General features: G+C 62.7%; 11 protein-coding genes. 2 read left to right on the top strand and 9 right to left on the bottom strand.

The window, feature by feature from the left end:
• Positions 1 to 91 precede the first annotated feature (91 nt).
• Positions 92 to 1,738, top strand: coding sequence for an acetolactate synthase large subunit (locus NKI31_RS11515; protein WP_352651524.1), 1,647 nt, complete (start codon positions 92 to 94; stop codon positions 1,736 to 1,738).
• A gap of 29 nt (positions 1,739 to 1,767) precedes the next feature.
• Here NKI31_RS11515 and NKI31_RS11510 read toward each other — a convergent pair whose 3' ends face one another.
• From NKI31_RS11510 to NKI31_RS11485, 6 genes are all read right to left on the bottom strand, one after another.
• The gene (locus tag NKI31_RS11510) at positions 1,768 to 3,138 is read right to left on the bottom strand and encodes an alpha-glucosidase/alpha-galactosidase (protein WP_352651523.1); all 1,371 of its coding nucleotides are present in this window, start codon (positions 3,136 to 3,138) and stop codon (positions 1,768 to 1,770) included.
• 21 nt (positions 3,139 to 3,159) lie between these two features.
• Positions 3,160 to 4,827, bottom strand: coding sequence for an ABC transporter ATP-binding protein (locus NKI31_RS11505; RefSeq protein WP_352651522.1), 1,668 nt, complete (start codon positions 4,825 to 4,827; stop codon positions 3,160 to 3,162).
• A 10-nt stretch (positions 4,828 to 4,837) separates the two neighbouring features.
• On the bottom strand, positions 4,838 to 5,974 hold the full coding sequence (locus NKI31_RS11500; RefSeq protein WP_352651521.1) for an ABC transporter permease: 1,137 nt from the start codon (positions 5,972 to 5,974) through the stop codon (positions 4,838 to 4,840).
• Complete coding sequence (locus tag NKI31_RS11495; protein WP_023668135.1) at positions 5,975 to 6,982, bottom strand: ABC transporter permease; 1,008 nt, start codon at positions 6,980 to 6,982, stop codon at positions 5,975 to 5,977.
• 99 nt (positions 6,983 to 7,081) lie between these two features.
• Positions 7,082 to 9,193 (bottom strand): ABC transporter substrate-binding protein, encoded by a 2,112-nt coding sequence (locus tag NKI31_RS11490; RefSeq protein ID WP_352651520.1) that lies wholly within the window; start codon positions 9,191 to 9,193, stop codon positions 7,082 to 7,084.
• 97 nt (positions 9,194 to 9,290) lie between these two features.
• Positions 9,291 to 10,757, bottom strand: coding sequence for an alpha-glucosidase/alpha-galactosidase (locus NKI31_RS11485; RefSeq protein ID WP_023687911.1), 1,467 nt, complete (start codon positions 10,755 to 10,757; stop codon positions 9,291 to 9,293).
• Positions 10,758 to 11,003: 246 nt separating this feature from the next.
• Here NKI31_RS11485 and NKI31_RS11480 point away from each other — a divergent pair, with 246 nt between their 5' ends.
• Positions 11,004 to 11,846 (top strand): AraC family ligand binding domain-containing protein, encoded by an 843-nt coding sequence (locus NKI31_RS11480; RefSeq protein ID WP_081725414.1) that lies wholly within the window; start codon positions 11,004 to 11,006, stop codon positions 11,844 to 11,846.
• 2 nt (positions 11,847 to 11,848) lie between these two features.
• Here NKI31_RS11480 and NKI31_RS11475 read toward each other — a convergent pair whose 3' ends face one another.
• The 3 genes from NKI31_RS11475 to NKI31_RS11465 are packed head-to-tail and all read right to left on the bottom strand — an operon-like array spanning position 11,849 to position 14,691.
• Positions 11,849 to 12,916: an ABC transporter ATP-binding protein gene (locus NKI31_RS11475; protein WP_023691353.1), complete on the bottom strand. Its 1,068-nt coding sequence runs from the start codon at positions 12,914 to 12,916 to the stop codon at positions 11,849 to 11,851.
• A 3-nt stretch (positions 12,917 to 12,919) separates the two neighbouring features.
• Positions 12,920 to 13,768 carry a carbohydrate ABC transporter permease gene (locus tag NKI31_RS11470; RefSeq protein ID WP_352651519.1) on the bottom strand — a complete coding sequence of 283 codons (849 nt, stop codon included), beginning with the start codon at positions 13,766 to 13,768 and terminating at the stop codon, positions 12,920 to 12,922.
• Positions 13,768 to 14,691 (bottom strand): carbohydrate ABC transporter permease, encoded by a 924-nt coding sequence (locus NKI31_RS11465; RefSeq protein WP_023687907.1) that lies wholly within the window; start codon positions 14,689 to 14,691, stop codon positions 13,768 to 13,770. The genes NKI31_RS11470 and NKI31_RS11465 overlap by 1 nt, the downstream gene beginning before the upstream one ends.
• Positions 14,692 to 14,706 lie beyond the last annotated feature (15 nt).

The following is a 14,706-nucleotide window of genomic DNA, read 5'->3' as shown; positions in this document are numbered from 1 at the left end:
CGGCGGCCGCGCCTCGCGGTAGGACTTTGCCAGCACTATGTCTGATCATATCCCGACGCGGTTCGCCGCCGCTTTGCCCAGGAGATGCTTCGTGCCCAAAGGTTCTGACCTGCTTGTTGCCGCCATCGAGAATGAGGGCGTCGATCGCATCTTCGGCATTCCCGGCGAAGAAAACCTGGACGTCGTCGAGTCCATCCGCAAATCCTCGATCCAGCTCATCCTCACCCGTCATGAGCAGGCGGCGGCGTTCATGGCCGCCACCCATGGCAGGCTCACCGGCAAGCCAGGTGTGTGCATCACCACGCTGGGACCCGGCGCCCTGAACCTGACGACGGGTGCCGCCTATGCGCTGCTCGGCGCCATGCCGATGATCATGATCACCGGGCAGAAGGGCATCCGGTCGTCGCGCCAGGCCCGCTTCCAGATCGTCGACATCGTCGCCGCGATGAAGCCGTTGACCAAGCTGTCACGTCAGATCATCTCGGCGAAGACCATTCCCGCCGTGGTGCGCGAAGCGTTTCGGATTGCCGAAGAGGAGCGTCCGGGACCGGTGCATCTGGAACTGCCCGAAGACATCGCGGCCGAGGAGTGCGACGATGTCGCGCTGATCCCGCCGCATCCGGTCGAGCTTCCGCTGGCCAGCCCGCTTGCGCTCGACCGCGCCGCTGAGATGATCATCAAGGCGCAGCGTCCGCTGGCGATGCTGGGCGCCGCCGCATCGCGGCCGCGCTCGACCTCCGACCTCGCCCAGTTCGTGATCAGGACCGGCATCCCCTATTTCACCACGCAGATGGGCAAGGGCACGGTGCCCGGCGGCACCGAACTCTACATGGGCACCGCCGCGCTCTCCGAGCGCGACTATGTGCATGAGGCCATCGAACAGGCCGACCTCATCATCACTATCGGCCACGACACGATCGAGAAGCCGCCCTTCATTATGGGCGACAAGGGACCGAAGGTGATCCATGTCGGCTACCAGCCGGCCAATGTCGAGCAGGTCTATTTCCCGCAGACCGAAGTGGTCGGCGACATCGGCGCTTCGCTCAGGCTGCTTGCCGACCGGATCGAGGGCAAGATCCCCAACGCGCAGGCGCTACTGCCGCTGCGCGAAGGGATTTTGAGCCGCATTGCCGCCCGCGCCACCGAAGACCGTTTCACGCCGCAGCGTCTGGTGCATGACGTGCGCGCGGTGATGCCGGCCGATGGCATCCTGGCGCTCGACAACGGCATGTACAAGATCTGGTTTGCGCGCAACTACCGCACGCGCGTCGCCAACACTTTGCTGCTCGACAACGCCCTGGCCACGATGGGCGCCGGCCTGCCGTCGGCGATGACGGCCGCGATGCTCTATCCCGCACGCCGCGTCATGGCGATCTGCGGCGATGGCGGCTTCATGATGAACAGCCAGGAACTGGAAACCGCCGTCAGGCTGAAGCTCAATTTGGTCGTGCTGATCATCGAGGACAATGCTTTCGGTATGATCCGCTGGAAGCAGGCGGTCGACCAGTTCCCCGATTTCGGCATGACCTTCGGCAATCCCGATTTCGTCCGCTATGCCGAGGCCTATGGCGCCAAGGGAACCAGGGTCGGCGCCGTCTCAGAAATACAATCGACGCTTGAACAGGCCTTTGCCGGCGGTGGCGTCCATCTCGTCGTCGTTCCGATCGACTATTCGGAGAACGAGCGCGTGCTGGTCGAGGAACTGCGCCACCGGTTGCCGGCGCCACCGGAGGCCTGACGGTGGAGTAGATACCGCCGCAGCAGCGCTCAGGCGGCCCGGACCTTGGCGCTCCCACGCGCCCAGGTCGGCAGCCAGTCGCCATGTGTCGCCAGCAACTCATCGACCAGCGCCCAGATCTGGTCGAGATCGAGTTCGGCCGCCGTATGCGGGTCCATCATCGCCGCGTGGTAGATGTGCTCGCGGTTTTCGGTCATCAACGCCTGCACCGTCAGTTCCTGCACATTGATGTTGGTGCGTATCAACGCGGTGAGTTGCGGCGGCAGCTCGCCAATATAGGTCGGCTGGATGCCGGAGGCGTCCACCAGACACGGCACCTCGGCGGCGCAATTGTCCGGCAGCGAGGTGATGCAGCCATTGTTGCGGACATTGCCGTAGATCACCGAAGGCTCCCCGGTCCACACCGAGTTCATGATCGAGGACGCGTATTCCTTCGATTGCTCGACCTCGATGCGGTCGGCCGAGCGATAGGCCTCGGCCTGGCCCTTCCAGCGCTCGATCTGTTCGATGCAGCGCTTGGGATATTCGTCGAGCGGAATGCCGAACTTCTCGATCAAGTCGGGGCGGCCTTCCTTGATGAAATAGGGCGTGTATTCGGCGAAATGCTCGGAGCTTTCGGTGACGAAATAGCCGAGACGCGTCAGCATCTCGTAGCGCACCTTGTTGGGGCACCGCGGGTTCCAGCCCGGCTTCGGCGCCCTGCCCTCGCGATAGGCGCGGACCAGGTCCGGATAGAGGTTGCGGTAAGAGCCATCCGGCTGCCGGTGCTCGAACTTCAGGTAGAAGGCCATGTGGTTGATGCCGGCCGAGCGGTAGCGTATCTCGTCGTAGGGAATGTCGAGATCGTGCGCCAGTTCCATCGCCGTGCCTTGCACCGAGTGGCAGAGGCCTACCTGCTTGATGTCAGGAAATTTCTCTGAAATCGCCCAGGTGTTGATCGCCATCGGGTTGACATATTGCAGCATGATCGCGTCGGGGCAGACGGCCAGCATGTCCTCGCAGATCTTCCACAGATGCGGCACGGTCCGGAGGCCGCGCATGATGCCGCCGACGCCGAGCGTGTCGGCAATGGTCTGGCGCAGGCCGTATTTCTTCGGCACCTCGAAATCGGTGACGGTGCAGGGCTCAAAGCCGCCGATCTGGAAGGCGACGACGACGAAGTCGGCGCCGGCGAGCGCCTTGCGTTGGTCGGAATAGGTCTCGGCCTTCGCCTTCACGCCCAGCGTCGCGATCAGCTTGTTGACGACGATGGCGCTCTCTTCCAGCCGCTGCGGATTGATGTCCATCAGCGCGATCGTCGCGCCTGACAGCGATGGGCGCTGCAGCACGTCGCCGACAATGTTCTTCATGAACACGGTCGAACCCGCGCCAATGAAGGTGATCCTGGGATGTCTTGCCACTATTAAACCTCCGGCACTTTGCTACGCCACGTCGAAGGCGGCCCTGACGAGCCGTTCGGTGTAGGCGGTCTTGGGATGGGTGAGGACCTCGTCGACGGGCCCCTGTTCGACGATCTTGCCGTTCTGCATGACGATGACGCGATGGCAGAGCGCGCGCACCACCTTGAGGTCGTGCGAAATGAAGAGATAGCTAAGGCCGCGTTCGTCCTGCAGCTTGCGCAACAGGTCGATGATCTGCGCCTGCACCGAAAGGTCGAGCGCCGATGTCGGTTCATCGAGCAGGATGAATTCGGGCTCCAGCGCGATGGCTCGGGCAATGGCGATGCGCTGCCGCTGGCCGCCGGAAAATTCGTGCGGGAACCGCGACAGGATATCGCCGGGCATGCCGGCGCTGACCAGGGCGTCGCGAACCCGACCGACCCGCTCGCGCCGTGTCGCGCCGATCCTGTTGACGACCAGCCCTTCCTCGATGATCTGGCCGATCGTCATACGCGGGTTAAGCGACGAGAACGGATCCTGAAAAACGACCTGCATGCGCGAGCGCAGCGGCCGCATCCCGGCGCGAGACAGGCCGTGGATCGGCTGGCCGTCGAAGCTGACCTCGCCGCGCTTGGCCTCGGTGAGCTTGAGCAAGGCGAGACCGAAGGTGGTCTTGCCGGATCCGGATTCGCCGACCAGCCCCAGTGTCTCGTGGCGGCAAAGCTTCAGGCCGAGATCGTCGACGGCGACGAGCTCGCGCCAGTCCGGCTTCAGGAAGATGCCATGGCGCAGCATGAAGCAGACGCGCATATTGCGGGCCTCGAGGATGGTGCCGCTGTTTTCCGGCAGCGGCTGCGGCTTGCCGTGCGGCTCTGAAGCGAGCAGCCGCTTGGTATAGGCATGCTGCGGGTCGGCGAACAGCCGCTCGGTGACGTTGTGCTCGCACATCTCGCCATGCTGCATGACATAGACATAGTCCGAGAATTTCCGCACCACGGTGAGGTCGTGGGTGATCAGGATGACCGCCATCCTGAGTTCCTTTTGCAGATTGCGGATCAAATTGAGGATCTGTGCTTGCACCGTGACGTCGAGCGCTGTCGTTGGCTCGTCGGCGATCAGCACATCGGGGTCGTTGGCGAGCGCCATGGCGATCATCACGCGCTGGCGCTGCCCGCCCGACATCTGGTGCGGATACTGTTTGATGCGCGCTTCCGGCTCGGGGATCTGGACATGCCGCAAAAGCTCGAGCGCCCGTGCCCAGGCTTGCTTGCGGCTGACCTTTCGATGCACCCTGATCGCCTCGACGATCTGACTGCCGACCGTATAGATCGGGTTGAGCGAGCTCATCGGCTCCTGGAAGATCATCGAGATGCGATTGCCGCGCAACTTGCGCCGGGCGCTCTCGGGGAATTTCAGTATGTCCTGCCCGCAATAGTCGATGGTGGATTTCGGCGACACGGTGGCCCGCTTTGACAAGAGCCCCATGACAGCGCGCGCCGTCACCGACTTGCCGGAACCGGACTCGCCGACGATGGCGATCGTCTCCCCGCGATAGAGCTGGAACGAGACATCCTTCACCGCGTTGACGACGCCGTGCTCGACCTTGAAGGCGACCTCGATGTTGCGGGCATCGATGATGGGTTGGTCGTGGCGGCCGGCATGGTCGAGCCGGACGGCTGGTGCGAAGGTGGCTGCGAGCGCTACGGTCATCCCGGCCACCTCAATAGGGATCGACGGCATCGCGCAGGCCGTCGCCCAGCGCGTTGAAGGCAAAGACGGTGATCAGCACGAAGCCGACCGGCGACAGGATCCACGGATAGGTGCCGATGACCGAATAGGTAGCCGTGTCCTGCAGCATCAGCCCCCATGAGATCAGCGGCGGTTTCACGGCGAAGCCGAGAAAGCCGAGAAAGGCTTCGAGCAGCACCACCGTCGGGATGGCGATCGTCACGGCGACGATGACGTGGCTCATCACATTGGGAAAAACGTGCTGCATGATGATACGCATGTCGGTGGCGCCAACCGCCATGGCAGCGCGCACATAGTCGATCCGCGCCAGCGCCAGCGTCTTGCCGCGCACCTCGCGCGACATCTGCGCCCAGCCCAGCGCCGACATGACGATGATGACGAAGGCGAGGAAGACGTTGGTCGGCGCGGTCACCGGGATCAGCGTCGTCAGCGCAAGATAGAGCGGCAATTGCGGGAAGGCGAGCACCAGCTCGACAAAGCGCTGCATCCAGACGTCGAAGCGGCCGCCGAAATAGCCCGAGACCATGCCGACCGTGGTGCCGATGACGGTGATGATGAACACCACCGTCAGCGCGATCATCAGCGAGACGCGCGAGCCCTGGATGGCGCGCGACAACACATCGCGGCCGAATTTGTCGGTGCCGAGAAAATGCACCGGCTGGCCGTCGGCCGAAGCGAAGAAATGCCGGTTGGCGGGGATCAGGCCAAGCAGCCGGTAGTCGGCGCCCTTGACGAAGAAGCCGAGCAGGCGCGGATGCTCGTAATCCGGCCCGACGACCGGCTGGAAGGTGACCGGGTCGAGGTCTGCAGAATCCGCCAGCGCATAGACCCGCGGCTGGAGCACGAAATTCCCGTCTCTGTCGTGAAAACTCATCACTTGCGGCGGGGCGAAAGCGACATCGGTCGCCTTGGGGTCCATCGGCGCGAAGAAATCGGCGAACAGCGCCATCAGCACCAGAAGCACGACCAGGATCAGCCCGGCCATGCCGGTCCAGGAGCGCCTCAGCCGGCGCCAGACCAGCGCCATATAGCTCTCATTGCCGCGTGGGGTCGCAATCGCGGTTGCTTCAGCCGGGGGCGGCGGCGGGGATGGGTCACGCGCCAGCATCTAGCTCTCCCTGAACTGGCGTACGCGCGGATCGAGCAGCGCGAGCAGCATGTCGGCGATGATGTTGCCGACGATCAGCGTTGCCGACAGCACCATCATGAAGGTCGCCGTGACATAGACGTCGCCGACCGCCATCGAGCCGACGATGGCGGGCCCGACCGTCGGCAGCGCAAAGATGATCGCCGTCTCGATCTCGCCGGTCAGCATGTAGGGCAGCACCACGCCCTGATACATGATGAGCGGGTGCAGTGCGTTGGGCACGGCATGGCGCATGACGACGGCGCTGCCGGTCAGGCCCTTGGCCTTGGCCGTCTCGACATATTGCGCGTTCAGCGTATCGAGCAGATTGCCGCGCATGACGCGCATATTGTAGGCGAGCCCGCCGAAGGTGGCGATCGCCACCACCGGCCAGACATGCTTGACGAGGTCGGCGAATTTCGCCCACGACCACGGCGCGCCGCCATATTGCGGCGAGAAGAAGCTGCCGATCTCCGACACGTTGAACTGGAAGACCAGGAGATAGACGATGATCAGCGCCATCAGGAAGCGCGGCACCGTCATGCCGAGGAAGGAGATGGCCGACAGCACCGAGTCGATCCATGTGTATTGCCTGGTCGCCGCCCAGATGCCGAAGGTGATGCCGAGCACCGACGCCAGCAGATGGCAGACCAATGCCAGCAGCAGCGTGCGCGGCAGCCGCTCGCCGACCACTGCGGCGACCGGCTTGTTGTAATAGAGGCTGTAGCCGAAATCGCCGCGGGTGATGATGCCGGCGACCCAGTTCAGGTACTGGACGGGCAGCGGTTTATCGAGGCCGTGCTCGACCCGATAGGCCTGCGCCTGCGCGTCGGCTTCGGCAAAAGACGCCCCGCCCTGGTTGATGAGCTGCGAACGGATATAGTCGGCATAGTCGCCCGGCGGCGCCTGGATGATGGCAAAGGTGACCAGGCTCAGGATGACCATGACCGGCACCGCCGATGCTATGCGCATGGCCAGGAATCGCAGCATCGGACCGTTTCTCCTCCTTGGATCTAATCTGTTGCCGCTGACCTTACTCCGTCCCGGCCGCGCGCGCAGCGCGGCCGGGCGTCAGCCAGGGGAGGAAACTCAGTTCGTCGGACCCTTGTCGCCGGGCTTGCCGGGAAGCTGGTCGGGAAAGAGTTCGTATTTCTGCTGCTTGTCGGCGGCGACGAAGACGCGTTCGCGCACGATCGAATCCTCGGCCCAGTTGAACATGAAGATCGGCGTTCCCTGCGGGATGTTGGAGAAGCGCTTGTTGATGATCAGGGCGCCGGGATATTCGGTCAGTCCGATATTGTAGACATGCTCCGTCGAGATCTTCTGGAACGTCTTCATCAGGCTGGCGCGCTCGTCATTGTCTGACGAGGAGACGAACTTGTTGACGATGTCGACAAGCTCCTTTTCGAACGGCATCAGGTCGACCACGCCGCTTTCGGGCGCGCGGTGATCCCAGCTGGTCTTGGGTCCGACGGGCGCGAGTTGCACGGTATTCTGCACGACGGAAGTCAGCTCCTGCTCGTTGCGCCTGATCAGCCAGTCGAAGCGGCCGGAATATTGCGAGGCATCACGCTGGGTGCCGTTGAGGCCGTTGAGCACGACCCTGATGCCAAGCTTTTCCATCTGGCCGACGACGCCTTCGGCGAGGCTCTTGTCTGTGCCGTAGTCATTGTTGACCAGCATCACGATCTCGACATTCTTGCCGCCGGCGGTCCCGGCCGGGAAGTTCACGAAGCCGTCGCCATCCGTATCCTTGAGACCAGCCTTGGCCAGTTCCGCCTTGGCGCCCTCGATGTCGAAGGGATAGTAGACGGTCGAGTTGCGGTCATAGAAGCTGGTGCCCGAGGAAAAGCCACCGGGGTAGATGGCGGTGAACGGCCCCTTGACCAGCGAGTCGCCGAGCGCCTTGCGGTCGAGCGCCATGGTGATGCCCTTGCGGAAGTCCTCATTGCGATTGAGCTCGCGGATCGCCTGGCCGCGTTCGTCGGGATTGCCCCAGCCATTGGCGGAAAAGTTCATGCGCAGATTGTAGCCGATCAGGCGCGGGCCAAAGGCGAGCCGGGCCGGCGCGTCCTTGTCCGCCGCTCGCTTCAGCGAAGCGACGAAATTCTCCGGCTGCTCGAGGTTGGAGAAGTCGGCGGCCCCTGCCACCGCCTGCACGTCGCGGTCGGCCCAGGTCGACAGCTTGTAGTGCAGTTCGTTGAGATAGGGCAGCTGGTTGCCCTTCTCGTCGACCTTCCAGTAGTAGGGATTGCGGCGCAAGACGATGATGTCGTCGGGCCTATATTCCACCGGCACCCAGGCGCCCATCACCGGAATGTTCATATATTCCGGCGGGAACGCGTTCTTGAACTGCTCGTAGGTATTCTTCGAGTACTTCGGATGCTGCGGCTTGAGGATATGCGCTGGGCCGGGGCAGAAGGTGCCGTAGGCCATGGCGTAGAGATACTGTTTGGGGAAAGCGTCCTTGAAGGTCCACTCGACGGTGTAGTCGTCGACCTTCTTCAGCGTCGTGCCGACACCGAAGGTTTCCGCTGTGGCGCCGTTCAACGGCGAGACATTGGGGTCGACGACCTCATCGTCCCAGTAGAACATGACATCGTCGGCATTGAAGGCAACGCCGTCAGACCATTTGGCGCCTTCGACCAGGTGCATGGTCAGCGTGTGGCCATCCTTCGACCAGTCCCAGCTCCTGGCGAGGTTGGGCAGCGGCTCGGTGTCCTTGGCCTCGACCTGGAACAAAGGCGCGGTGCGCGTCAGGCATTCCGAAAGGCCGATGTCGATGCCGCCCCATCCTTGGGTCTGGCCGGCGCCATAATTCCAGCCTTCCGGCCGGCCGCCAATGACGTGGCGCATGGTGTCGCCATAAACGCCGATGCCGTCCGGCATGTTGCCGGTCTTGAACACCAGCGGCTCCTTCGGCAGGCGATCCTTGACCGGCGGCAGCTTGCCAGTCTTGACGTATTTCTCGGTGACCCAGTCGGGCTCGTGATATTCGGGCAGCGCCTTGAACTCCAGGATGGAATCGCGGGCGACGTATTTGATCTTGCCCTCGGCGGGAAACGCCGCCGGCGCCGGCGGCGTGGTCGGCTCGGACGCGTATGCACTGCCATGCGCCAATGCCGAGACGCTCAGCGCCAGCCCGGCGAGAATGCCAATTCTTCGCCCGGCGAGAATGCCAATTCCACGAAAGTTCCTCATTGTGTTCCTCCCAGATGTTTCGACGTCTGCTGCTGCCGCATCTATTCATGACGGCTGATTGGCGAACCGGCCTCCAGCTGTCCGCCTGCCAGCATTCTCAGCCGGCCTGTTTCAGGGCCGTTTTTTCGGCGCGCAGTTCCTCGATCGAGCGCACTTTGCGCCGCGCCGCACCCGCCCAGTCGCGGGTTTTCACCATCGATTTCGAAAGCCGCTCCTTGGCGGCCGGCACGGCATCGGCGTATTGCGGCAGCCAACGCGCCTGGGCGACGACCATCTCGTCGACCATCTGCCAGACCTCTTCCGGCGTCGACACCGCACCCACCAGCGGATCGTGCAGCACCGCGAGCTTGAGCAGGTCAATGTCGCCCGTAACAGCCGCATGCACCGACATCCGCTGAACGTTGATCGAAGCCATGCAGGTGGCCGCGCAGGCTTCCGGCAGCGTGATGCCTGACGCCATGTTGATGCCGAAGCGATCGACGAAACCGGGCGATTCGATGATCGCGTCCTGCGGCAGATTGGTGATGATGCCGGTGTTCTTGACGTTGAAGTGGCCGCGATAGACGCGGTTCGTCTCCAGCGCTTCGAGAATATGGCTGGCATGCTCGTTCGAGCGCTTCGATACGTCGAGCGGCTTCGACGCCGCTTCGAGGAATTGCGGATATTCCGTCTCGAACCAGTTGCGGGTTTCCGTGGAGTAGCGAAGATAGCCGCCGGTCTCGCCATGGATCCAATCGGACATGTCGATCCAGCGGGTGATTTCGTCCGGCCGCTTGCGATACCAGGGCAGATATTCGGAGAGATGACCGTTGCTTTCGGTGGAGTAGACGCCGAAGCGCTTCAGCACGTCGATGCGCAGCTTTTCCTGCTGCGAATAGACCGGATGCGCCTCGAAGGCAGCCACCAGTTCGTCCTTGCCGATCTTGCGGCCGTTGAGCCGCAAATCGATGAACCAGGTCTGGTGGTTGATACCGGAGCAGACATAATCGAGTTCGCTGTGCGACTTGGCGCCGAGCACTTCGGCGATCTGTTCGGCGCCGTGCTGGACACCGTGGCAGAGGCCGACCGTATCGACCTTGCCATATTCGATCGCCGCCCAGGTGTTCATCGCCATCGGGTTGGCATAGTTGAGGAATTTGGCGCCTGGCTCGGCGACCTCCAATATATCCTTGCAGAAGTCGAGGATGACCGGGATGTTGCGCTGGCCGTAGAGGATGCCCCCGGCGCAAATCGTGTCACCGACGCACTGGTCGATGCCGTATTTCAAGGGAATGCGGATATCGTCGGCATAGGCTTCGAGCCCGCCCACCCGCACGCAGCTGATGACGTAGCGCGCGCCTTCCAGCGCCTTGCGGCGGTCGGTCGTCGCCGTCACCCTGGTCGGCAGCTTGTTGGCCTCGACGATGCGGTCGAGGATCGCCTTGATCATTTGCAGATTGTGTTCGCTGAGATCGGTCAGCGCGAATTCGATGTCGCTGAATTCCGGGACGCACAAAATATCGGTGAACAGCTTCTTGGTGAAGCCGACGCTGCCGGCGCCGATAATAGCGATTTTGAAACTCATCACCTCACCTCGATGCATTCGAATGCCGGGTAAGGAGCAACAGGAAAGGGAATGGCGGCTCGCCTCGGCGCGCATGCCATTCGAGCCGGAATTCCGGCTCGTTCTCCTCCCCGCCCGCTCCTCGACCGCGGGTCTTTCGCGTTCTCAGGATTTGGATTATGCCGTTATTCCAGGGCGCGGCCAGAGAACGATTATGCTTTCGAGGGTAATTTTGTGCTGCATGATCTGATCGCCAACGGACAGTTGATGCGCACCATCTCGCTGCCGCGCGGCCGCCAGCGCCTGCATGCCATGCCAACCAGCACCGGCTATGAAGTACGCGAGGGCGTGACCTATGACTGGGATGGGCGCAAGCGCGGCCAGACACCGTTCACCGTGCTGCAGCACACGATCAGCGGCACCGGCCAGCTGCGCTACGAGAACCGCAACTACCGCCTGCAGGCCAACGACACGCTGCTGGTGCTGGTGCCACACAACCATCGCTACTGGCTGGAGAAGGGCGACCGCTGGGAATATTTCTGGATCTCGATGAATGGCGAGGAGGCGCTGCGCGTCCACAAATCCATACTCAGCGTCTCCGGCCCGGTGTTTCGGCTGCAGCCGGAGACGATCGATCATCTCGCCGATTGCAGCCTGCGCCTGATCAAGGGCGGCGCTTCGCCTGGCGCTGCTTCGGCAATCGCCTATGAGGCGGCGATGGCGCTTTACGACGATGTCTTCGGCTCGCACGCCTTCACTGAGAAACAGAGCGTCATGCAGCCGGTCATCGATCATATCAACGCCAATCTCGACAAGCCCTTGCCCGTGGCCGAGCTCGTCCAGATCAGCGGCCTCAGCCGCGCCCATTTCTCGCGCTGCTTCGCCGAGAGCGAAGGCGTTCCGCCGGCCGAGTTCGTGCTGCAGCAGCGGCTGCAGCGGGCGGCGAAGCTGCTAACCAAAGCCGATTTCCTGCCGGTCAAGGAGGTCGCCATCCTGTGCGGCTTCGAGGACGCCAACTATTTCTCGAAAGTCTTCCGCCGGCTCTACGGCATCAACCCGACGCAGTTCCGCACCACCGGCATGTATGCCAGCCTGGGCAGCCTTCGATAGGATTACCCGATGCGGTTGCCACTTGCGGGATCGAACAGATGCAGCGCCGCCGGATCGGCAGACAGCCGCACCTTATCGCCAGGCCGGATAGTGCTGCGTCCCATGACGAAGACACAAACCAGCTGGTTGGCGAGCCGGACATAGAACTGCGTCGACAGGCCGAGCGGCTCGACCACCTCGACCTCTGCCCTGAGCGGACCATCGTCGGCAAGCTGGATGTGCTCCGGCCGTAGCCCGACAGTAAGCACATCGCCATCCTTCAACGGCAAGCCATCAGGCAACCGCAGCTTCTGGCCGTCGGCCAGCACCGCGTCCACCTTGCCGCCCTTGGCCACTGTCGCCGGAAAGAAATTCATGCCGGGCGAGCCGATGAAGCCGGCCACAAAAGTATTGATCGGCCGATCGTAGAGTTCGAGCGGATGGCCGACCTGCTGCACATAGCCGTCATGCATGACGACGATGCGGTCGGCCATAGTCATGGCTTCGATCTGGTCGTGGGTGACATAGACCGATGTGGTCTTGAGCTGCTGGTGCAGCGCCTTGATCTCGGCGCGCATATGCACGCGCAATTTGGCGTCGAGATTGCTGAGCGGCTCGTCGAACAGAAACACTTTGGGATCGCGCACGATGGCGCGGCCCATGGCGACGCGCTGGCGCTGGCCGCCGGACAGTTGCCTGGGCAGACGGCCGAGGAAACTGTCGAGGCCGAGGCGCTTGGCCGCCGCCCCTACCCTGCCGTCGATCCTCGTCTTCTCCGCCTTCTTCAAAAGCAGGCTGAAACCCATATTCGACGACACATCCATGTGCGGATAGAGCGCGTAGGACTGGAACACCATGGCAATATCGCGGTCCTTCGGCGCGACATCGTTGACCAGCCGATCGCCGATATGGATCTCGCCGCCCGACACCTCCTCCAGCCCGGCAATCATGCGCAAAAGGGTCGACTTGCCGCAGCCGGACGGGCCGACCAGCACGACGAACTCGCCATCGGCGATCTCGAGGTCGACGCCGTGCAGGATGCGCAGCGAACCGTAATCCTTCTCGACGTTTTGCAGCGTGACGGAAGCCATCGATTATCCTTTGACCGCGCCGGCGGTGAGGCCGGTGACGAGATAGCGTTGCAGGAAGGCGAAGAAGATGCAGACCGGGATCAGCGCCAGGATCGACGCCGCCATCATCTGCCCCCAGTCCACGGCGAACTTGCCGATATAGGTGAGCAGGCCGACGGCAAAGGTCTTCTGGTCGTCGCTGGAGATCAGCATCAGCGCGAACAGCAATTCGCTCCAGGCGGCGGTGAAGACGAAGCCGAGCGTGGCGCCCATGCCGGGCAAGGTCAGCGGCACGATCACCTTGCGCATCGCCTGCGCCCGCGTGCAGCCGTCGATCATCGCCGCTTCCTCCAGATCCTTCGGAATGCCGTCGAAGAAGGACTGCATTAGAAAGGTGGCGAAGCCGGTGTTGAAGGCGGTGTAGATGATGATCAGACCAACCAGACTGTTGGTCAGGCCAAGCTCGCCCATGACGCGGTAGATCGGCGGAATGACCATCACCAGCGGGAAGGTTTGCGTCAGCAAAAGCATGATCGCCAGCGTTGCCTTGCCGCGAAAGGTGAAGCGCGACATGGCGTAGCCGGCGAGCGTGGCGATGACTGTCACCAGGGCCGCCGTCGACACCGAGACGATAACGCTGTTGAGGAAATAGCGGGGGAAGTCAGAGGCTTCCAGGACAGTGATGAAGTTGCGGAAGGAGGTCTGCGACGGCCACAGCGTGATGCCCTCGGAATAGAGCAGCCGCTCCGGCGTTACCGAAATCTTCAGCGTCCAGAAGATCGGAAACAGCGCAAAGATCATATAGGCGGCAATCGCCGCGTAGAGGCCGATGCCGCTGAAGATGCGCGAGGAGGTGGAGCGTCCGGCAATCATCAGACGTGCCTCACCAGCAAGCGGCGGATGGCGATCAGCGCGATCGCATAGGCGATCAGCAAGATCAAGAGCAGCACCGCCACCGCGGAGGCATAGCCCTTGTCCAGCGACTTGAAGGCACTGACATAGATGTAGACCGGCACCGTGCTGGTCGAGCCTGCCGGCCCGCCCTCGGTCATGACGAAGATCAGATCGGCGAAGGTCGCGATCCAGATCGTACGCAGCATGACGGTGATGACGATGGTCGGCGCCAGGAACGGCAGCGTCACCTTGGTGAAGCGCTGCCAAGGCGAAGCGCCGTCGATTGCGGCCGCCTCATGCAGTTCCGACGGGATCGACTTCAGCGCCGCCAGCAGGGTGATGGCGAAGAACGGAATGCCGAACCAGATGTTGGCGATGATCGGCCCCCACATGGCGGTCGCCGGATCGGACAGCACATTGGTCGGCTCGGCCTTCAGCCCGAGCGTGAAGAGCCAATGCGGCAGTGGTCCGATGATCGGATTGAACAGCCACGCCCAGGTCAGGCCCGACAGGAAAGATGGCACCGCCCAGGGCAGGAACACCACCGCCTGCACGAACTTGCGCCCGACAAACGGTTTGTCGAGCAGCAACGCCAGACCCAGGCCGAGGAAGAACTGGAAGAACAGGCTGGCGACGGTCCACCAGAGCGTGTTGACCAGCGCCTGCCCCAGCACCTGGTCGGTCAGCATCGCCTGATACTGGCCGAGGCCGACATATTCGGATTTGAAGGCGGAGAACTTCCGGAACGAATAGCTGATGCCGATGATCAGCGGCACCAGCAGCACCACGACCAGCAGAACGATCGCCGGGCTGAGATAAAGCCAGGGCTCGATTGCTGCATGCGTCAGCCGCTTCTTTCGCGGTCGGCCTGCGGATCGTATTTCGGGTACGGCGTAGGTCATTGGCTTCTGGATCGT

The sequence above is a fragment of the Mesorhizobium sp. M0659 genome, from assembly GCF_040320605.1.
Lineage (GTDB): Bacteria > Pseudomonadota > Alphaproteobacteria > Rhizobiales > Rhizobiaceae > Mesorhizobium.
The sequence above is the reverse complement of the archived record's forward strand: the minus strand, read 5'-3'. Positions and strand labels throughout refer to the sequence as shown.